Below are 19,789 nucleotides of genomic sequence, written 5' to 3' on the forward strand. Positions count from 1 at the left end.
GTTCCATCATGAATCAGCTTTTGCCAGCCGATGTCGTCGATCAGATCATCCGGGAAGACCGGCATTTCGCCGCCGCGCCGGATGCGTTCTTCAAAGCCTGGAAGCGTGGCGCCGAAATCGCTGGCCCCGAGTGGTTCGGCGACGGCACCCGTGAAGGCTTGGAGCAGGCCACCAGCAAGTGGGATCTTCGTCCCAACATGCTGTTGCTCAACGATGCCCTCGGCGTCCTGAGCAGTGGCCAGCGGATGTTCCTATCCGCCATGGTCAGCTACTACAACTCGCGCGAGGGTGGAGCGATGCTCAAGCGCTGCGGCTTCGAGGGCCTGTCCGACCTGGGCGGCCTCGACCTGGAGCGGCGCAAGGTCATCGCCGACCTCACGCTCAACTACAACGGCTGGTAGGCCGAACCGGCACGCCACCGACCATTCTTTCCCATCCCCAGAGGGACATGCGTCCCGATCGGGGCCATGTCCCTCCATTCTTCTCAGGAGCGAACATGACCCGACCCATATCCATGGCTGTCGTCCTCGAAGGCGGTCTCGTACAGGCCCTCTTGGTCGAGGACTGGCCCACACACATCCCGCTGCCACGCATCGCGGTGATGGACTACGACACCGAAGGCGCAGACGACGACGAGATCACGCACTTCCTGATCGGCGACAAGCCGGAGGAGGCGATCTGCCACAGCGCCGAGCCGGAGGTGTACGAGTCCCTCACCGATGCGCTGTCCCCCCGGGCCGTGCTTGCGGCGCTGGACGACCTCCCGAAGGGCGACGACAGCGATTCGCCGCTCTCGGTCGCCCGCAGCGTGCGGCAGAGCATCCTCGACCTGGATGCCCGCCTCAACCACCTGGAACAGGCGCCCACGGGCGACGACTACAACGAGCTCTACGTGCTCGCGAACTGCGGGCTGATCGATGTGCTCGAGGCCCTGGGCGATCCCGCCGACTTCGGCGAATGATCCCGGCGACCTCTCACCACCCGACGCCATCCGGCGCCGGGTTTTCCCTGCGGATGTCATGTCCGCAGGGGCTGGCTCCGCTCCATCCAACCAGGAGTCAGCTACATGGCAAACAACTACTACGACGCCACCGGCGTCCTCGTTCTCGACCAGATCACGCCGGTGATCACTGCGCTGTTCGACGGCCTCAATCTGGATGCGGCTTATCCGGGCAACGGCGAGGCCTACATCGCTCTCATCTCGGAGAGCAATGCCGCTCTGTGGGATGACATCCACGAGAGCCTCGCCAAACTCGCGACGTCCCTGGGGTTGCCGGTGCCCGACGAGGAACTGCCTCCGATCGAGGAGTTGCTGGAGCTGCTGGCAAAGCACTTCGGCACCGACCAGGACGAGGCACTGATGCAGATGCTCGAAGAGCACCGCTTCGAGGACACCGCTGATCTCGACACGTTGTTCCTGATCGCTACGCGTTTCAACGACGGCCACAACCTCTCGGAGATCCGTTTCGAGGGTTCCTGGCGTTGCGACAAGCCGCGGCTGTTCGAGTTCGGCGGCGAAGGCTGGTACCTCAGCCGCGAGTTCGAGACCTTCAGCATCTCCGGCCAAGCCCTCCAACTGGGGCCCGAGATCCGCCGGGCGCTGCTGGCCGACGAGCTCGACAAGGCGGCCGCCCTCATCGCACGCGAAGCGAACCGGCTGCTCGCCGGCATCAACGACGCGGCCCGTCGCGAGCAACTGCGGAACCGCGTCGCGGCGCTGCTGCAGGCCAGTCCGGCCTAGTCGCCATTCCACCTGCCGGGCATCGCCGCGCGATGCCCGCTTTCTTTCCTTCCCATCGGGGTCGATTCCCGGCGGGGATTGGCTCCATTGTTCGATCTGGAGAAATCCCATGTCCAAGAATCCCAACCCCTTCCTCCGTGGCTACTGGAATCTGCGAATCCTCCGAACGCTGTCCATCAGCTACGAGGACGGAAGCCCGCATGTCTGGCGACCCATCCATGTCAGCCAACAGCACCTCTCCGACGAGGAGCTGATGTCCTCCCCTTGCATCGTTACCAGAGACTTCGCGGTGGTCAGAAACGGAACCATCAACCACGAGCTGATGGTCGAATGTGATGCTGCTGAAGGCGTTGGTGGCGAAGGCGTGATCGGCGCCGTGGTGTACGCCATCCACGGCGACGACCTTGACGACCGCCCGGTTCACGTCGGTGATACCTATTCGGCCGAGGCCGCGCGGGAAGTCATGCAACGGCTGGCTTTCGAGACCGGCTACTACAGCCGGTGCTGGGAAATCAGCAGCGCGCACATCGCTGAGGAGACCTGGCACTACCTGGCCAGCCTGGCGGATCTCGCGACGCCGGAGGCCTTTCTGTTCATCACCTTCCGGGTTCCGTACAGCCCGGCGATCGGCATCAAGCTGATCTCCACGCCCTGGACGGATCGCAACCTGGAGCATGCCGAAGGCATCACCGCCGAACAGCTCCGGCAGGAGCACCGGAACAAGGGTATTCCGGACGACCTGGTGAACATCCTTGAACTGGCCGGCCAGGCCGACGTGCGCATCCTCATCTTCGACGGCGACGCACCTGTACTGCCGGGCCTGCCGCTGGTCGAGCCCTAGCAGGCTCGTAGCGCACCAGTCTTCCTCCTTGTTCCCCAATGCCGGCCCGTCTCCCGCCAGGAGCCGGGCCGGCTCACTTTCCCAGGAGCACCCCATGTTCCCAAGCCTCATCACCCCCGCCCAGGACTTCGAGCAGCAGCTCGGGGCCTGCATCAATTCCATGTGTCAGGACGGCGCCACGGGCCAGATCCTGGTGTTCGAGCGCATGAGCGGCATGCTGCACGTGCGCCATATCGACCGTACCGACCTGGTGGACACCGACATTGACGGCTACGAAATGGTCGTGTTCGACGGCGGCAACACAAGCGGCGACTGCTGGAAGCACATCTTCTTTCCACGTCAGCGCGAACACTACTTCGTGTACGAAGCCTGATCCTGCCAGCCCCTCATCGAGGGGCTTTTTATTGCCCGCAGCGCAGGAAACCGGGTACGGCGCAGTGCCGTTTCCTGCGAGCGGGCCGCCCATGCCAGGGCCATCCTTGCCCTTATGTTCGTCGGCGTTGCCGACACATGCCCAGGCAGCCAAGACCTTCGAGGCTGCAAGTGCGGGAAACCGCGCTGGTCGTTTCCTTCCACGGGCGCGCCGCGCCCATTCACGCCACCCACAAGGGATCCCTCCCTTGCGGGCGGGGAATCCCTTGTTTCGTCCTCAAGGAGATTCCCATGGATCGTTCCCTCATCAAATCCATGATGCCTTCGCTTGTCGCAGGCCATGTGCCCCGCAACGTGCGGACGTTCAAGTACCGCGTGTTCGATGATCAGCCTCAGTCCTCGACGCTGGGCTTCGCCATCGATCCCCAGCCCTTCGACGGGAAAGTGGTTGCGGCCACCGACGACGCCATCGTCGTCAAGCTCAAGCCCAGCGAGTTCGCTGTGCTCGACCCCAAGCTGGTGACCGCCGTTCCCAACGAGGGCGCCAAGGTGCATGTCCAACCCTACGCACGGCGCCGCTTCGACGGCCTGCGCGCGGACACCCCGGAAGTGCGCACCGAGATGACGTCCGACGGCATTCCCTACACCGTCAAGACGCACATCCTCGGTTCCGCGCCAGCCAAGCTGCCCATCCCCGAGCCGCAGTGCATGGAACTGGGTCAGCTCATCCAGCAATTGGAGGAAATGCCGGCGCCCGACGGGTTCCGGCGCATCACCCACATGCTGGTCGATGCCGGCGCCCGCGACTTCACCTGGGTCGATCCCAAGCCGTCCAAGATCATCGAAACCCCTCCGGCAATCAGCTTCACGGTCTCGACCGCGAAGTTCGAGGGCCGGGTGACGATCCTGTACGACCGTGGGGGCGACACCTACGTGGTCGAGCTGCGCCGCGACGGTGAACTGGTCGATCGGTACGACGAGGTGTATTTCGACATGCTCGGTGAAGTGCTGGAGCGGCTCGTCGACGACGGGCGCTGGCGCCTGATCGACGTGAACGTGATCGACGTCAAGGCTCCCCGGCGACGCCAGGCGCTGCCGGCATGACGTTCGAGACACGCGACGGCAGGAGGCCCAGCGGCACTACGGCTGAGGCCGGAGCCTGCCGACCATGAGCCCTACAGGCCTTCCATCCATCCGGGTGGAAGGCCTTTTTTTTGTTCTGCATCGCAGGCATCGCCGCAAGTGCCTGTGGCAAGCGCCGGGAGCCGTGGACAAAGGGAATCGCCTGGGTGCCGATTGATGGCTGCCTCGCGCGCGAGGCCAGGCCATGCTGCCCCCATGCCTGCTGACGTTGTCAGCGACATGCCAGGCAACCATCGGTCTTCGAGGTTGCGGTGCAGCTTCCGCTGCGTGACCGAGCCAGCTCGCACCGCATCCCTCCGCGAGCGGCCACCAGCCTCTGGTGGCGGATGCTTTCGCCTTATCAACCCACCGCGGGGTTACGCACCTCTCCCCGCATCGTGGGGTTGGTGTGTCTCCGCTTTCTTCCCATGGAGATTCACCATGAACACCACGTCCAACGAGAAATCGTATTTCGACCTCCACACCTCGGGCATCGGCTACATCCAGCGTGCCCGTGAAGTGCCCGTCAGGGGCGGCCGCCGTGCGCAGCCTTTCCTGGCCTGCACCATCGCCGCGCTGGTCGGCTCCGCCAAGGACCCCAGCTACCGCTACTTCGACGTCAAGGTCTCCGGTACCGAGGTCAAGAAGCTCGTCCAGCGCTACATCGGCGCTGACGATTCCAAGCAGCGCCCGCTGGTGCGTTTCCGCCTCGGTGATCTGTGGGGCGATGCGTACATCCGCGACAGGGGTGAGAAGAAAGGCCAGGCCGCCGCGTCCCTCAAGGCGCGACTGCTCAAGGCCGAGCTGATCGACCGGGCCGAACTGGCCTCGATCGAGAAGCACGAACTGGTCACCCGCGGCCTCGGCTATCTCAACCGTCCGAAGTACTTCACTCCCAAGGATGGCGACCCCTTCCTGTCGTGCTCCATCGCCGCATTGGCCGGACCCGTCAATGAACCGGACTATCGGTACATCGACACCATCGTCGCCACCCCCGAAGCCGAGCACCTGGTTCGCCGGTGCGTGCAGGCCATCGAAGGAGATCGCAAGGTGCTGATCGCCTTCCGTCTGAACGACATGAAGATCGATCCGTACATCCGCACCAAGGGCGAGCACACCGGGGAACCGGCCGCGAGCCTGGATTCGACGCTGATCCACATCGGTCTGATCAAGATCGACGGCACCCAGGTCTATCCCACGAGCCAGGCGCAAGCCGAGGCGCCGAAAGCCGAGGACGCACCCGCGCCCGAAGCCGAGGAGGCCGCCGACACCGCTGCCGACCAGCCTTCCGAGCCCGCCGAGCGCGAGCCCGAACGCGAAGTCGAGGAGCAGGCGCCGGCATTGGCTGCTTCGTTCTGATCCGGCACGGCCCCTCACGGGGCCTTGCCTTCTTCCTAATTCGCAAGGAGAACCACCATGGCAGTCACATCGGCGCCCGCGAAATCGGTACCGCCCATCGTCCTCCGGGGCCAGCTCACGCTGCGCACCATCCGCGGCAGGAATGGCCCCTTCACGGTAGGTCGTCTCGTCACACCCAACGCCGTATTCGCCGTCAAAGACCCGGAACTGGAGCAGTACCCCGAAGGCAAGTACGACGGGGAGTTCCTGATCCGCTACATCTTTCCGAAGTCCTATCCGGTTGGCGATGGCATGCGGTTCGAGATCCGCGCCAGCCTGGACGGAATGACGCTCTACGGCATCGACAAACTGAGCCGGGACGAAGCTCGCAGCTTCACTGTCCCAGATGTCGATCCGCTCGATGAAGAGCTGGAGGTGCAGCCTGCGGCAACGCCGGCCAAGCCCGCCAAGGCGTCCAAACCGGCCAAACCTGCACCTGTGCAGGCGTCGGCGGATCCGCTGATCGATACCACGCCCTTCGGCGTGGATGCGGCGCCGCCCGCTACGGCCGCTGCCGCTGGCAGCACCGAAGAGGATGACGCCGCGCTGTTCGGCATCCTCTGGCCGCTGGGCGAGTCCGTGAAACTGGACTCGACCATCGACCGCCGCACCTTGCGCACGCAGATCGTCCGCCTGGGCAAGCTGGGTTACGAGGTGGACTTCAAGACGCAAGAGTGGAGCCGCAAGGCCGAACTGCAACCTGCGTGATCACAGACACCGCATCCGCTGTTTTCTTCATCCACCCGCCGGGGTTCCTTCCCCGCACGGGGCAGGACTCCGGCTTTTTTCCGGAGGTCTCCATCATGTCCACCATCGCTTGCGATGAACCCCGTTCCGCGCTGGATGAATCCGCGTGGCGGGCTCTCTGCGAGGCAGCCGCCGCACAAGCCATGAAGGGCTGCGGTCTGTCTCACGACTACTACGTTGAATGCTTCAGTTCGGCAATCGACGCGCAAGTGGATCGATTGCCCGATGACCAGCGCGCACAGGCCCTGCAGATCGCACAGGAATGGGACTACGCAACGTCTGCCGAGCGGCAGGAAACCCAGGACTGGAATGCTGAAAACGGCTACTGCTCGCACGGCATTTCACTGGGCTGCTGCCCGGCCGGTTGCGGTTCGTACTGAGGACTGGCAACGGACTCCATCGCCGCACACGCGGCATCTCATCACCCGCCGGGGTTCTTCCCCGCGGGAAGGCCTCCGGCCCAACTTTTCCAGGAGGCTTCTCATGGGCTGGTATTTCTCCCCTCAATCGCGATCCGAACTGGTCGCGGAACTGATCGCACCGCAAGAGACCGAGCGCGCCAGCGTGAAGGTCATCGCCCACACGCTGCGCGGCAACGTGCTGTGGTCTGTAGTCGAAATGACCGCCAAGGTCGAGGGTGTGCATCGTGATCTCGCGCCGGGCCAGTCCCTGCGCTACATCCGCTGCGATCTGCTGGAACGCAGCGGCAACCAGTGGGGCTACAAGCCGCTGGACGAGTCCATGCACCCGTACTACTACTCGTGCCCGCTGTCCTATCTGGACCTCGCACCGGAGCAGTCCGCCGGCTGGCGTGCAGGCGTTCGCGCCTACCACGCACGGCGGCGCACACCCACGGCATCCGCCGCGGTGTTGACGGCGTGAGCCAGGAGGAACCGACATGGATCCGATCCTGGCAGCGCTCCCGTCCTCGCTGTTGGCGTTCGTCGAGGGGCAGTTGTCCAACGACGAAGTCTCCTCCGACGATGAAATGCTGGAGCACTTCATCCACAACGGCCTCACCGAGGAACTGGCGCGGCAGGCACTGAGCTATCGCGACCAGTACCTCAACAACATCTACCTGGACGGCTTCACGCCGATCACCGCGGCAGACCAGGCACTTCATTTCAATCCTTACACCCGGCAGTTCGAGCCGGACTGAGCGGTTTTCTTCCACCCCCTGGGGCAGCACTTGCCCCAGCGGGCGGTGCTGTCCCCGTTCATCCGAGGACACCACCATGCCCGCACACACTTCTTCCACCACGCTATACCGCATCGACGAATGCCCCGACGTGATGGCCGACGCTTGCGTTGGCGACGACCAGGGCAACCTGATCTTCCTGTCGATTTGGGCGCGTGATACCGCCGTCCAGCAGTTCCTCGCTCGCCTGACCCTCGGGCGCGACGAGCAGGGGCTGCACCAGTTCCACGTCATCACCGAGCAGGGCGGCAGCGTCCCGGTGTTCATCGGCAACGTCGATCACCTGGAAAAGCGCATCACGCGCGCCTACCGGCGAACGCTGTTCGGTTCGCTGTCCAACGTGTGGCTGTTCGACCGGCGCTGCGTCAAGCCCGACAAGGCCAACGCCAGCGCACTGGCATTGCTGCCACGCGACAGCACCCACCGGCTTGACCGCCTGTGGATGCTGGTGCGGGACACCTGCCCATTACCGCTGCTCGACCACTGGCGCGAGACCGTGCTGGAACTGCTGCAAACCCGCGAGATGCTGGCCCGCCTTCCGTTCGCCCTCGGGCCGCTGGAAGGCCATCGGCTCGCCATCGACATGCCGGCGCTGACTCTGGCGTTGGGCTCCTTGATCCGCAGTGACGTGCTCACCGCCTATCCCTATCCGGCCAAGATTTGGACGCCGGAAGCGATAGCGGCTTGACCCACCCGCGGAGGCACGCCTTGGCGTGCTTCCGCCATTCATCCCCGCCAACCAGGAGACTTCCATGGCCCTCATGTTCCCGCGGCTCGCCCGCAATTTCGTGAAAAATGGGTACTACCCCACCGATGAACCCACGCTCGAAAGAGCCCTCAACGCACTGATGCCTAGCGACGGGTCGATGTGCATCCTCGATCCGTGCGCAGGTGAAGGCGTGGCGATCGCCGAAGCCGCTCATGCCCTCGGGCGCGAGCAGGCCAAGGCGTTCGCCGTCGAGTTCGATGCGGAGCGGGCACGCCATGCCCGCGGCATGGTCGATCACTGCCTGCACGCGGACCTGATGGACACGATGGTCTCCAAGCAGTCCTTCGGATTGCTCTGGCTGAATCCGCCGTATGGCGACCTGTCCAAGGACGTCAACGGCAACATCGGCTATCAGGGACAGGGCCGTGCCCGCCTCGAAAAGCTGTTCTATCAGCGTTCGCTGTCGCTGTTGCAGTACGGCGGCGTGCTGGTCTTCATCGTCCCCGGCTACGTGCTCGACGCGGAGCTGGTCGGTTGGCTGACACGCCACTACACGGACCTGCGGATCTACCGAGCGGTGGAAACGCAGTTCAAGCAGGTGGTGATCTTCGGTCGGCGGGTGCGCCAGCGCGAGCAGGCACCGGATGGCGTCAAGGCCATGCGCAATCTGCTGTTGCAGGTTGGGCAGGGCGAGACCGAAGCCGAGGAACTGCCGAGCGACTGGCCGTTCCTGCCGTACATCGTCCCTGCCAGTCCGGCCGAACCGGAGCATTTTTTCCGCGTGACGATGGAGCCGGAGCAGTTCGCCGACGAGGTTGGCCGGCTGCAAGGCCTCTGGCCGTCGCTGGACACGCACCTGGGGGCCGCGCAGCAGTCGCTGCGTCCGCCGGCGCGAGCCTTGTCCCACTGGCATCTCGCCCTGGCCTTGGCCGCGGGCGCGATCTCCGGCGTGGTGCGCTCCAAGACGGGGCGCGTGCTCGTCGTCAAAGGTGACACCCACAAGGACAAGACGCTCCAGCGGGAATTCACCGAACGCGAGGACGGCTCGATCGCCGAGACCCGCATCCTCACCGACAAGTTCGTTCCCGTGATCCGCGCGTTGGACATGACGCCTGACTCCCCGACACGGGGCGAGGTGTTGACCATCCGCTGATCGCTCTTCACCGCCGACGGTTCGCCGTCCTTTTTCCCACCACGGGGCATGCCATCGCCCCGTTTGGGGGTGGTGCATGCCCCATTTTCTTTGGAGCATCACCATGTCCCTCGATCTCGAAACCACCGCCGCCGAAGCCACGTCCGTACAGGGCGAACTGCTCGACGCGGAATCTTCCCCTCTGACCCTGAGCCTTCAGGATTTCGTCGGTGAGTTCGGCGACGAACTGCTCGACGCCCTCAACAGCGCCAACCCGCCGGTCTATACCGGCCAACCGCAGGCGCACCGGCAACTCGTCGTCGCCAGCCTCAAGCGCAAGTTGTTCCAGGCCCAGGCCGAAGTCGTCCATGCCGCTGCCGAGCTGCTGGTCGATCGTGGCGAACGCGCCGCGATCGTCAATGGCGAAATGGGCTGCGGCAAGACGACCGTCGGTATTGCCACGGCCGCCGTTCTCAACGCTGAAGGCTACCGTCGTACCTTGGTACTTTCGCCGCCGCACCTTGTTTACAAGTGGCGGCGCGAGATCCAGGAGACGGTGGCGGGCGCCAAGGTGTGGGTACTCAATGGCCCCGACACCTTGGTCAAGCTCATCAAGCTGCGCGAGCAGTTGGGTGTGCAGCCCACGGGCCAGGAGTTCTTTGTCCTGGGGCGCGTCAGGATGCGGATGGGGTTCCATTGGAAGCCTGTCTTCACCCAGCGGCGCACCCGCCACGGCGACGTGGCCGCGTGCCCGGACTGCGGCACGGTCATCACCGACCTCGACGGCGAGCCGGTCAACCCGGTCGCGCTCGAGGCCGAGGAGTACCGCAGGAAGTGCAGCCATTGCGCCGCGCCCCTGTGGACGCTGGTCCGCCCGCGCAGCCTGTCTGGCAGCGACCAGTCCTCGGCCGTCCTCAAAGCCTTGAAGCGCATCCCGACCATCGGGGAAGTCACTGCGCAGAAGCTGATGCAGAAGTTCGGCGACGGCTTCCTGGCCTCGATGCTCGGCGACAACATCCATGAGTTCATCAACCTCATGGACGGCAACGGCGAGCTGGTGTTTTCCGACCGTCAGGCCACCCGCATGGAACGGGCGATGGCCAACATGGAGTTCGGCTTTGGCGAGGGCGGCTATCAGCCGTCCGAGTTCATCAAGAGGTACTTGCCGCAAGGCACGTTCGATCTGCTCATCGCTGATGAAGCGCATGAGTACAAGAACGGCGGTTCCGCACAGGGCCAGGCCATGGGTGTGCTGGCAGCGAAGGCTCGCAAGACCTTGCTGCTGACCGGTACGTTGATGGGCGGCTACGGCGACGATCTGTTCTACCTGCTGTTCCGAGCCCTTCCCGGGCGGATGATCGAAGACGGCTACCGCCCGACCACGAGCGGCAGCATGACCTCGGCCGCGATGGCGTTCATGCGCGATCACGGCGTCCTCAAGGACATCTACTCCGAGAGCACCGGCACGGCGCACAAGACAGCCAAGGGCACCAAGGTATCGGTGCGCACGGTCAAGGCGCCCGGCTTCGGCCCGAAAGGGGTCTTGCGGTGCATCCTGCCGTTCACCATCTTCCTCAAGCTCAAGGACATCGGCGGCAACGTGCTTCCGCCGTATGACGAGGAGTTCCGTGAAGTTGCGATGGACACGGCGCAAGCCGCGGCCTACCGCGATTTGGCGGGTCGGCTGACCGCGGAGCTGAAGCAAGCTCTGGCGAGACGCGATACGACCCTGCTGGGCGTGGTCCTCAATGTGCTGCTGGCTTGGCCGGACTGCTGCTTCCGGTCGGAGACCGTGGTGCATCCGCGCACGCGCAACACCTTGGCGTTCGTCCCGGCTCAGTTCAACGAGTTCGAGATCAGCCCCAAGGAGCGTGAGCTGATCGACATCTGCAAGGAAGAGAAGGCGCAGGGCCGCAAGGTGCTGGCCTACACGGTCTATACCGGCACGCGCGACACGACGTCACGCCTGAAGGTACTGCTGGAGCAGGAAGGTTTTCGGGTGGCGGTACTGCGTGCAAGCGTGGATGCCAGCCGTCGCGAGGACTGGATCGCCGAGCAACTGGACCGCGGCATCGACGTGCTCATCACCAACCCCGAGTTGGTCAAGACGGGGCTGGACCTGTTGGACTTCCCCACGATTGTGTTCATGCAGAGTGGCTACAACGTGTACTCGCTCCAGCAGGCGGCACGCCGCTCCTGGCGTATCGGGCAAAAGCTGTCCGTGCGCGTGATCTACCTCGGCTACGCCGGTTCCTCGCAGATGACCTGCCTGGAACTGATGGCCAAGAAGATCATGGTCTCGCAGTCCACCTCGGGTGACGTACCCGAATCGGGGCTGGATGTCCTGAACCAGGATGGTGATTCCGTCGAGGTCGCACTGGCCCGGCAACTGGTCGCCGCCTGATTTCTACGCCTACGTCGGCACTCGCGCCACCGGCTCTCTCGTTTCCTCCGCCTTGCAGCCATGCCCGCGTTCTGCGTGGGCATGGCTGCGCTTTTATTACTTGACAATATTTCCATGGAACCCAGCAAGCGCAGAGCAGCTGCTATCGGTTGGTTCTGGCAAGCTTTGTAAGATCGCTCGGTCTCTTGCGCCGACCTGGAACCTTGACAATTAGAATAAATCGAGATTGATCCTCACCTAGGCGACGGACGCTGCGGACCTCAAACAAGCTCGTCAGATGCGGGGTGCCTTCGCGGTTGGGTGTCGCCAAGTCGAGCACCAACAGTACGCCCAATCGGATGCTGACGTTCTGGTACTCCGCCGTTTGTGCTGCATACGAATTGAAAAGCGCATCAAAAGAGCAGTCCTTTTCCTCACGTTTCACCTCGACAACGAGACGCTCTGGGCCAGATTTCAGGCGTATATCGGCTCTGCCACTCGCAATGTTTGTCGGTTCAAGGTCGCTCCCTGCAGCAAACGTTGCCACCCAGCGAAAAAAGTCCTGCTGTAGTTCCTCCTCGTGAGGCGGTGAGCCGTCATCACGTTCGAAGAGATAGGCCCCAGTTGGGTCGTCGCCCTTAGTCAACTCCAGGCGATTGAATATAAAACGGACCAACCAAAGAAGCACAGTATCGAAGAGACGTGCCCCGTTCGTGTTCGCGCTGTAGTCGTTGTGTCCCCGGACTTCGTTACAACAGCGTTCAATGACATCGGTCTCGGCACTTGTCATATTGGCAAGCTGTAAAGACATGGCGTTTGCGACTACACCGAGAAGGACATTCCTCTTTTCTTCCGGAATACTGGACCCTGCGATGATGGCGGCGAGCGAGGTCCGTTCACTCGCCGCCTCAGGAGGGTTTTCCGGACTGTCTGGCTGTTCAATGAAAGCATCAATCTGTGCAATCAGATCTTGCGCTTCCGCGGTCCATTCGTGGGTCGCGTTTTGCTGGAGCCACGTGCGAACTTGATGCGCCTGTCCGGCCCGCGTGGCGACACTTGCACGTATTCGAGGCCTGACCATCGTTTCGACGCCACCGTGCTGATCTCGACGCAAGATCGATCGACTTGCGCTGTATACAGACAGGAGACCTTCCTCGATGACAACAGCCGGTTCCCACCAACTCGGTTCATCAAGTGCACCTGCCAGTCCCGCAACGGCACTGGCCAACGCGCTCCAACACACCGCTTCGGTCTGTCTGGCCCCCAGCCACGGAGGGCCGGAACCTCCGGACCAGGCGTGCATCTCGAACGCATGCTGCTGAACGCGGGTGCTCACGGCACCGAACGATGCGCTCGTGGCACCGCCGTGGAAGCTCAGGAGTAGGTCGAGGCCATCGAGGTACAAGCTGGCTTCAGGACGGTAATCAGATACTCCGTCGGACTCACCAAACCAGTCTCTGGCGTCACGGAAGGCCGTGACTGCCGCGCTGCTGTCGGCTCTGTCCATAGCTTCAGCAAGAGCCGCCATTCCCAATTCGAATGCTGCCTCAGGCCGGACAGCTTCGAGTTGAGCGAGTTTATGCAAAACCTCGACCAACTCCTTGTCGCGCCAGTGCGAAAAAGCGACGCCGACAATCTTTGCGGCCCGTCGCAGAAAATCTGTATCGTCACCCGGTGAAAGACCGAGGAAGAAGTCCAGTAAGCGAAGTTGCCAGCGTCTGTTGTCGCCGGCCCAGCGAAACGCACCATCAAGCGCCGCGCCGCGCGATAGCCCAGAGAGCGAATGGTCGCCAGTTGCGGCCTTTGCCAGGAAGAGCATGAAGCAACACTCATCCCCGTCGTCCGGTAGCGGTCGATGATGTTCTAGGATATCGACCGCCTCAAGAAGTACGAAATCTGTTGTCGCGACCTCCAATAGATCGTGCAGGATGCCTTTGTACACGTCTCGATCAGCCGCCTTTGCATCGCTCCACCCCAACACAAGCGGGTGAAGCAGCTCGGGCATTATGGGCGTACTACCGAGCGATCGTGCTGCCGGCGCAAGCTTCGTGATCCCGCCAAGATCTTCCAACTGCCAGTCTCGCCCGCTCTTCACTGCCTCTATAAGTTCTGTTTCGATCGGATGCATGCTGGTCACCACAGGAAGGCATTTCCGGCAACCTCACGGCGATTCGTCTCCGATATGTGATCGGTTATCGCCTTGGACGAGATACCGGCAACAAACACCTGAAAATGCGGCAGCTTAGTGAAAACTGCCTGAAGCCCCGCAATAAGGTGATCGACGTCGACAGGAGATACCTCTTGAGCTGCGGGAGAATCAATCATTAGCAATCCCGGATGCCGACCAATACCCTGCGCTTCAGAAATTTCAATCATCGCAAGAACGGCCGCCACCTTCAGACGCAACTTTTCGCCTTCCGTTACTTTGCTGTAGCTCGTGGGCACTCCTCCTTTGACCAACGATAGAGCCGCGTTTCCCTTCAGTGACGCTTCCGACAAGTTCTCCATTCCGAAGGCCCTGGCGTATTCGACCAGGCGTGCAGAAACATCGGTGAGCAGGCCGTCTCGCACCGCCTTAACCCGGGCCTCCGTTTCCGCCACGACAGCAGACAGAATTTTCAGTTCGTCGCTTCGGTCGTCAGCTTGTGCAACTGGACTTATTGAGGCCTCCTCCAGCCGACCTTCCAGAGCTGCTACGGCTATTGCGGCCTCTTGCCGCCGCACTGCGGAACCTAGCTCTCTAGAAGTTGATTCAAGGCGATTTTGCAGGATGTCAATTTTTGCTCGAAGGGTGGCTAACCCACCTTCCGCTTCTTCCGTCTTGGTCGAGGCGCGTGCTACTGCAGCCTCGGACGCAGCAACCCGCTCCTGCAGCTCAGCCTTGATCGTCTCGCCATCTTCGGAGCTCGTGATCGACTCACCGCAAACAGAGCATGAGTGGGTGGAACTTTCAAGCTCCTTCTTCACCTTGGAAATCGTGTGGTCGCAACGTGGGCAGCACTTGGGTTCGAGACGACGAAATACTGCCGTTGCGGACATGGCATCCATGTGTGTCTGAAGGTCCCGCCGATCCTCCTGATGGACAGCCGTGAGTTCTCGGAGCGCGGCAACGGCGCGTTCCGCATGTTCGACCATGGATCGCTCTTGGCGACGAACATCAGCCAGCTCGGCCGCATCGGCATCAATGGCGTTGCGCAAGGCCTTATCGCTTGGAATCTTCGCTAGCTCGGCACGTTTCTCTGCCAGTTGGGCGCTAATGCTTGCAATGCGCTCTTTGATCGCTTCATGTCCTTTTTCATTTTTTCTCGCAGAAACTTGAACAGCTTGCTCAACGATCTGGTGCGCGGTCTTCGCAGCAGCGAGTGTCGAAACCCACGGGACGCCGAGGTACATCTGCATCAACCGCGATGTGAGGCCAGTGGCGACGGGCATGTCGCCAAGGAGCACCTCGTAGTTAGTGCCGATGAACATGGCGCCTGAAAAGGCTACCCAGCTATGTGTTACCGACTGACCCTCGTCTTCTTTTCCCTGTCGCCAAGTCGATATCGGATCCATCGCGAACGTGCGCATGAAGAAATCCGCCATGACTGCTTCGAACTCGCCATCGGTAGCAAAGTCGGCAAGAACGGTTCTCCCCGGTTCGCCTCCGGTAGAGCTGGGCGCACGAATTCGGTACAGGCTGCCGATAGGCTCACCCTGAGTCTTGGCAACGATTTCGTATTCGTCTGAATCAAGGAAGAAGCCCAGCCGCACGGCATGGACCCATCGTCGCACATCATCTTGCAGGTTGCTTGATGGTCTTCCTCTTATCATCCATCGAACAATTTCGATGATGGTTGATTTGCCCCGCAGGTTGTGCTCAGAAAGCATGGCCCACAGTCCGTGATCAAGGGCCGTCCATGAAAACGCGAAAGCGCCAGCATTCGCGACGCCGTCCTTCTCGCCAGAAAACTCGATCTCTCGCAGAACAAGCCTGCGAGGCTGGGCAAGTACAGGTGATGGTTGAATTCGGTGAGCGGAAAGGACGCCCTCAACTGCGGCAGTCTCCACTTCTGCTCGCGTTGCTATCGCGTGTAGCCATTCTTCCTTTGGTTGCGCCATCTTTCCCCCCATCGCTACACGGATTGCAGCTGTGTTAGACGAACTCGCACATCTTCGGTGATGGCCGGGATAACCCCGCCCAACTTCGTTTCCGCATAGCTCGCGCGCTGATACTGTTTTTGTTTCAAAGCTGTCCCGCCCATAGGACCCGCAACCTTCGCTACCAACGCCGCCCTATCCGCATACCATTGAAGAATGGGCTCCTGCGACACTGCGGTCGAGCAGGTGTCATAGCCGGCCTTCGTAAGAACGAAGTCTGTCTCCAAGACCTTGTTGTTGGCTCCCTTGGTGCCAGTGATACGAATGAGATCCCGGGACCTCAGCAGCGAGAGGGCATCATCCAGGCGTTCATAGGCACCAAAGAAGTACCGGACCATAGGGACACGGCGAAGGTCAGGTTCCTCGTCGTCCAAGATCGCCTGCGCTGCTTTGTAGTAACTCTTGTCCTTTGTTTCTGCGAACAAATCAAGCAACTCCGCCGCAAGATAGTCTGGGTTTCGCATCCAAAAATCGAACGCTTGTAGACGTGCTTCGCCTTTGAAGATGAGAGCATGCTCAGCCGTCGGCGGTTCGACGGGGCTGCCTCCTGCCCTTAAAACGAACAGAATTCGAAGTGCATCGCGATGAGGTGACCGAATCGTCATGCCGGTTTGTTTCTCCTAGAACCTAATTCGGCAGTCGGCCAAATTCCATCGCCCCACAACAGCAGGCGAACAGTGATCCTGTGGGCATATCCTGATTCCTGATCCCGATCGATTCCATGGCAAGGCAAGGCCAATCAAGGTAGACACTGGGTCAATGTAACCCAAAGTGCGTCTGGCGAGGCTTGATAGAGACGGCTTCTGCTTCCGTACTGCCACGCCCCGCACTACTCCAAGGCAAAAAGCGGGCACCCCCCAGTTCGCATTCCTGACTGACCGCGCAGCCGCGCGCAGCCAAGGTATCGGCATCGCAACAGAAGAGCCGATGCCATGCCCGCAATCCATGTATCCAGGCACCTGGTCGGCGCCGGCCTCTTGACCGCAGCCCTGGCCAGCGGCTGCGCGACCACGCCGCCGCCGCTGGCACCTGACGACGCCGAGGAAGTCTCGCCCGCGCCCGAGGCTGCAGCGCCCGAGTTCATTTCCGTCGTGCGCTATGGCCGCTACACGCTCGTAGAGCTGGCGCCGATGGCGGCGCAGCGCGATCTGCTGTTGCAGACCATCGACGTATCCATGCCCGAGGATGCCCGTACCACGGTCGGCGACGGGCTGCGGCATGTGCTCAAGCGCAGCGGCTACAGCCTGTGCCAGACGGCGCATGCCGTGATCGGGCTGTACGCGCTGCCACTACCGGCGGCACACCTGCATCTCGGGCCCATGACCTTGCGTGATGCGCTGCTCACCCTGGCCGGGCCGGCGTGGGAACTGCACGCAAACGACCACACGCGCCAAATCTGCTTCGAGCAGCCCGGCGACGACGCGGGGCCGCCCACCGCCGAGGCGGTGCAGACCTTCCCGCTCGCGGGAGGCCAGCCATGAATACCCCGCCGTCTCCTCGGCGTCCGACCGCCGCCGTGATGATGCGTAGCCTGCTCTGGTTCTGGCTGATCTGTCTCAGCGTCCTCGTGCTCCAGGGCCACCGGACGTTGAGCGACCTGGCCGACCGGGAGCGGGTGGATGCCGGCCTGCAGCATCTCGAAGCGCAGGTCGCCGGCCTGGCCGAGACCATCCAGACCTTGCAGCAGCGGCTCACAGCCGCGACGGCAACGGCACTGCAAGACACCCGCCAAGCTCTGGAAGCGCGCATCGCGCAGGTCGAGCAGGCGCTGGGTGGCCATGCCGCCGCGGACGACCTTCAGGCGCTGCGCGCGGAGGTCGAGCAGATCAAGGCGCGTCAGACAACGGCGCGTGCTCCCGCACCAGCGCAACCGCGCCCACCCAAGCCCGCCGCGTCCAGGCCTGAGCCGACCCCGCTGTCGTTCCGCGTCGTGGCGGCTGAACTGCGCGCCGGTCAGCGCAGCGTGTCCGTCGCGCCGAGCGCCGGGGACTTCACCGCCGATCAGGTGCAGGTGCTGCTGCCGGGCGATGCCGTCGGCCCGTGGCGCTTGCAGGCCATCGAGGGGAACACGGCGGTGTTCCAGGCCGGCGAACAGACCCGCCGCGTGGCGATTCCCTGAAGCAGAGGGCCGCGCGCGATGAAACGCCATACCATCCTCGTCCTGCTGCTGGTGGCGCTGCACCTGCCGGCGTCAGCACAGCAAGCGCCCCAGCAGACCTCCAACGTCCAGCCCGTCCGCGCGAACCAGAGCCAGATCGCGCACAGCCAGGACGCGCGCCTGGCCAAGAAATGGGGCCTGCGCGACGACGAGTTCGCCCGCTACCGCGAGTTGATGCAAGGCCCGCTCGGCATCTACTCGCCGAACCTCGATCCGCTTTCCGCGCTGGGCGTCGAAGCCCGCTCGGACGAAGAACGGCGGCGTTACGCGGAATTGCAGGTGCAGGCCGAAGCGCGCCGCGTCGAGAAGCTGCTCGCGTACCAGCGCGCCTACGACGAGGCGTGGCAACGCCTCAACCCCGGCATGCAGCGAGTGAACCTGCCCGATGCCACGCCGGGCACCGCCGCCGTGCGCGGCAGCGGTCGCACGGCGGTGTTCGTCAGGGACGGCTGCGCGGCCTGCGGGCCGCTCGTGCAGCGGCTGCAATCCTCTGGGGCCGAGTTCGACCTGTACATGGTCGGCAGCCGCCAGGACGATGCGCGCATCCGCGACTGGGCCAAGCGCGCGCAGATCGATGCGGCGCGGGTGCGCAGCGGCAGCATCACGCTCAACCACGACGGCGGCCGCTGGCTGTCGCTGGGCCTGCCCGGCGACCTGCCGGCCGTCGTGCGCGAGGTCAACGGGCAATGGCAGCGTCAGCCGTAGCCGCCGCACCTGCCTTGCGGTGCCTGTACGCGTTGCTGCTGGCCGCGGGCCTGTGCGTCGGCGCCGCCCATGCCCGGGAGATTCCGCCGCCCGCCTACCAGCTCGCCGCGCAGCGCGCGGGCATTCCCTCGACCGTGCTTTACGCCGTGGCCTTGCAGGAGAGCGGGATCCGGCGCAATGGGCGCCTCGTGCCGTGGCCTTGGTCGCTCAATGTCGCCGGGCAATCGCGCCGCTTCGCTACCCGCGCCGACGCCTGCGCCGGCCTGCAGCAGGCGATGCGCACCACGCCGCACACGCGCATCGACGCGGGCCTGGGCCAGATCAACCTCGGCTACCACCGGCACCGCTACACCCACCAGTGCGACCTGCTCGACCCGTACCGCAACCTCGCGATCGCCGCCGAGATCCTGCGCGAACAGCACACCCCCGGCGATGACTGGCTGCTAGCGATCGGCCGCTACCACCGGCCCGCGGGCGGCGAACCCGCCGCGCGCTACCGGCGCAGCGTGTCGCGCCATCTCGCGCGCCTCCAAGGCACGCGCCCGACCTTCGCGGCGCATGCCGCGCGCCAGGAGACCTCCCCATGACGAAATGCCACCCCGTTCTGCCGATCCTACCGCTGCTGTTCGTGCTGCCGGCGGCCTTGCCGCTGGCCTCGCACGGTGCCGAACCGCTGATCGTGGTCGAGGATCGCGGCGGCGCCTCGGCGTTGCCGTACTACGAAGCCCTCAACCTCCAGCCGCGCGAATCGAACCGCCATGGCGCGGCGCGGCTGCCCCTCCCGACGCCCCAGGTTCCCGCGACGCCCGCGGACGAGGCCGCGATGCTGCCGGTGCGCAGCGCCAAGCTCACGCCCGGCACCGTCGCACGCCGGGTGATCGAAGCGCCGGGCCTGCGGCCTTTCGCGGTCGTCGGCGACGACGAAGTTTCCCGGGCCTGGCTGCGGCGCCATGCGGCCTCGCTGCGCGAGCGCGGCGCGGTCGGCCTGGTGGTCAACGTCGAGACCGCGCAGGCTCTGGCGCGGCTGCGCGCACTGGCGCCCGGCGTGCCGCTGGCGCCGGTGGCCGGCGACGACCTGGCCGAGCGCCTAAGCCTGCGGCACTACCCGGCGCTGGTCACGGCCACCGGCATCGAGCAATGAAG

General features: G+C 63.6%; 22 protein-coding genes. 19 read left to right on the plus strand and 3 right to left on the minus strand.

Annotation, left to right across the window (positions count from 1 at the left end; all coding sequences use genetic code 11):
* Nucleotides 1-8: 8 nt before the first annotated feature.
* The 14 genes from MIC98_RS13880 (at nucleotide 9) to MIC98_RS13945 (ending at nucleotide 11,664) form a co-directional block, all read left to right on the plus strand.
* Entirely contained in the window at nucleotides 9-401 is a 393-nt protein-coding gene (locus MIC98_RS13880; RefSeq protein WP_239737541.1) for a hypothetical protein, read from the plus strand.
* A 95-nt stretch (nucleotides 402-496) separates the two neighbouring features.
* Nucleotides 497-961 (plus strand): hypothetical protein, encoded by a 465-nt coding sequence (locus tag MIC98_RS13885; RefSeq protein WP_239737542.1) that lies wholly within the window; start codon nucleotides 497-499, stop codon nucleotides 959-961.
* Nucleotides 962-1,066: 105 nt separating this feature from the next.
* Nucleotides 1,067-1,741 carry a hypothetical protein gene (locus MIC98_RS13890; RefSeq protein ID WP_239737543.1) on the plus strand — a complete coding sequence of 225 codons (675 nt, stop codon included), beginning with the start codon at nucleotides 1,067-1,069 and terminating at the stop codon, nucleotides 1,739-1,741.
* Nucleotides 1,742-1,850: 109 nt separating this feature from the next.
* Nucleotides 1,851-2,582, plus strand: coding sequence for an ABC transporter substrate-binding protein (locus MIC98_RS13895; protein ID WP_239737544.1), 732 nt, complete (start codon nucleotides 1,851-1,853; stop codon nucleotides 2,580-2,582).
* Between the two features lie 94 nt (nucleotides 2,583-2,676).
* A complete protein-coding gene (locus MIC98_RS13900) occupies nucleotides 2,677-2,955 on the plus strand; it encodes a uridylate kinase (protein ID WP_239737545.1) in 279 nt (92 codons plus the stop codon).
* Between the two features lie 290 nt (nucleotides 2,956-3,245).
* The gene (locus MIC98_RS13905; protein ID WP_239737546.1) at nucleotides 3,246-4,058 is read left to right on the plus strand and encodes a GTPase; all 813 of its coding nucleotides are present in this window, start codon (nucleotides 3,246-3,248) and stop codon (nucleotides 4,056-4,058) included.
* Between the two features lie 459 nt (nucleotides 4,059-4,517).
* Nucleotides 4,518-5,435: a DUF3577 domain-containing protein gene (locus tag MIC98_RS13910; RefSeq protein WP_239737547.1), complete on the plus strand. Its 918-nt coding sequence runs from the start codon at nucleotides 4,518-4,520 to the stop codon at nucleotides 5,433-5,435.
* A 57-nt stretch (nucleotides 5,436-5,492) separates the two neighbouring features.
* The gene (locus MIC98_RS13915) at nucleotides 5,493-6,182 is read left to right on the plus strand and encodes a DUF3275 family protein (protein WP_239737548.1); all 690 of its coding nucleotides are present in this window, start codon (nucleotides 5,493-5,495) and stop codon (nucleotides 6,180-6,182) included.
* Nucleotides 6,183-6,277: 95 nt separating this feature from the next.
* Complete coding sequence (locus tag MIC98_RS13920; protein WP_239738187.1) at nucleotides 6,278-6,601, plus strand: hypothetical protein; 324 nt, start codon at nucleotides 6,278-6,280, stop codon at nucleotides 6,599-6,601.
* A gap of 103 nt (nucleotides 6,602-6,704) precedes the next feature.
* Entirely contained in the window at nucleotides 6,705-7,103 is a 399-nt protein-coding gene (locus MIC98_RS13925; RefSeq protein ID WP_239737549.1) for a hypothetical protein, read from the plus strand.
* Nucleotides 7,104-7,119: 16 nt separating this feature from the next.
* Entirely contained in the window at nucleotides 7,120-7,380 is a 261-nt protein-coding gene (locus MIC98_RS13930) for a hypothetical protein (RefSeq protein ID WP_239737550.1), read from the plus strand.
* A gap of 76 nt (nucleotides 7,381-7,456) precedes the next feature.
* On the plus strand, nucleotides 7,457-8,107 hold the full coding sequence (locus tag MIC98_RS13935) for a hypothetical protein (protein ID WP_239737551.1): 651 nt from the start codon (nucleotides 7,457-7,459) through the stop codon (nucleotides 8,105-8,107).
* A gap of 40 nt (nucleotides 8,108-8,147) precedes the next feature.
* Complete coding sequence (locus tag MIC98_RS13940) at nucleotides 8,148-9,281, plus strand: DUF6094 domain-containing protein (RefSeq protein ID WP_345772174.1); 1,134 nt, start codon at nucleotides 8,148-8,150, stop codon at nucleotides 9,279-9,281.
* 103 nt (nucleotides 9,282-9,384) lie between these two features.
* A complete protein-coding gene (locus MIC98_RS13945; protein WP_239737553.1) occupies nucleotides 9,385-11,664 on the plus strand; it encodes a helicase-related protein in 2,280 nt (759 codons plus the stop codon).
* A 142-nt stretch (nucleotides 11,665-11,806) separates the two neighbouring features.
* Here MIC98_RS13945 and MIC98_RS13950 read toward each other — a convergent pair whose 3' ends face one another.
* Genes MIC98_RS13950 through MIC98_RS13960 form a run of 3 tightly spaced genes read right to left on the minus strand, consistent with a single transcriptional unit; the run spans nucleotide 11,807 to nucleotide 16,388 of the window.
* Entirely contained in the window at nucleotides 11,807-13,771 is a 1,965-nt protein-coding gene (locus tag MIC98_RS13950; protein ID WP_239737554.1) for a hypothetical protein, read from the minus strand.
* A 5-nt stretch (nucleotides 13,772-13,776) separates the two neighbouring features.
* Complete coding sequence (locus tag MIC98_RS13955; RefSeq protein WP_239737555.1) at nucleotides 13,777-15,744, minus strand: hypothetical protein; 1,968 nt, start codon at nucleotides 15,742-15,744, stop codon at nucleotides 13,777-13,779.
* A gap of 14 nt (nucleotides 15,745-15,758) precedes the next feature.
* Entirely contained in the window at nucleotides 15,759-16,388 is a 630-nt protein-coding gene (locus tag MIC98_RS13960) for a hypothetical protein (protein ID WP_239737556.1), read from the minus strand.
* Nucleotides 16,389-16,715: 327 nt separating this feature from the next.
* Between MIC98_RS13960 and MIC98_RS13965 the strand changes: the two genes are divergently transcribed.
* From MIC98_RS13965 to MIC98_RS13985, 5 genes are read left to right on the plus strand one after another with little or no spacing between them, the layout of a single operon-like run.
* Nucleotides 16,716-17,264, plus strand: coding sequence for a PilL N-terminal domain-containing protein (locus MIC98_RS13965; RefSeq protein WP_239737557.1), 549 nt, complete (start codon nucleotides 16,716-16,718; stop codon nucleotides 17,262-17,264).
* The gene (locus MIC98_RS13970; protein ID WP_239737558.1) at nucleotides 17,261-17,902 is read left to right on the plus strand and encodes a cell division protein ZapB; all 642 of its coding nucleotides are present in this window, start codon (nucleotides 17,261-17,263) and stop codon (nucleotides 17,900-17,902) included. The genes MIC98_RS13965 and MIC98_RS13970 overlap by 4 nt, the downstream gene beginning before the upstream one ends.
* An 18-nt stretch (nucleotides 17,903-17,920) precedes the next feature.
* On the plus strand, nucleotides 17,921-18,646 hold the full coding sequence (locus MIC98_RS13975) for a TIGR03759 family integrating conjugative element protein (protein WP_239737559.1): 726 nt from the start codon (nucleotides 17,921-17,923) through the stop codon (nucleotides 18,644-18,646).
* Nucleotides 18,628-19,233 carry a transglycosylase SLT domain-containing protein gene (locus MIC98_RS13980; RefSeq protein WP_239737560.1) on the plus strand — a complete coding sequence of 202 codons (606 nt, stop codon included), beginning with the start codon at nucleotides 18,628-18,630 and terminating at the stop codon, nucleotides 19,231-19,233. The genes MIC98_RS13975 and MIC98_RS13980 overlap by 19 nt, the downstream gene beginning before the upstream one ends.
* On the plus strand, nucleotides 19,230-19,787 hold the full coding sequence (locus MIC98_RS13985) for an integrating conjugative element protein (protein ID WP_239737561.1): 558 nt from the start codon (nucleotides 19,230-19,232) through the stop codon (nucleotides 19,785-19,787). Before MIC98_RS13980 ends, MIC98_RS13985 begins: the two co-directional genes overlap by 4 nt.
* The last annotated feature ends 2 nt before the right edge of the window (nucleotides 19,788-19,789 follow it).

Source organism: Stenotrophomonas sp. NLF4-10 (genome assembly GCF_022359915.1).
Classification (GTDB): domain Bacteria; phylum Pseudomonadota; class Gammaproteobacteria; order Xanthomonadales; family Xanthomonadaceae; genus Stenotrophomonas; species Stenotrophomonas daejeonensis.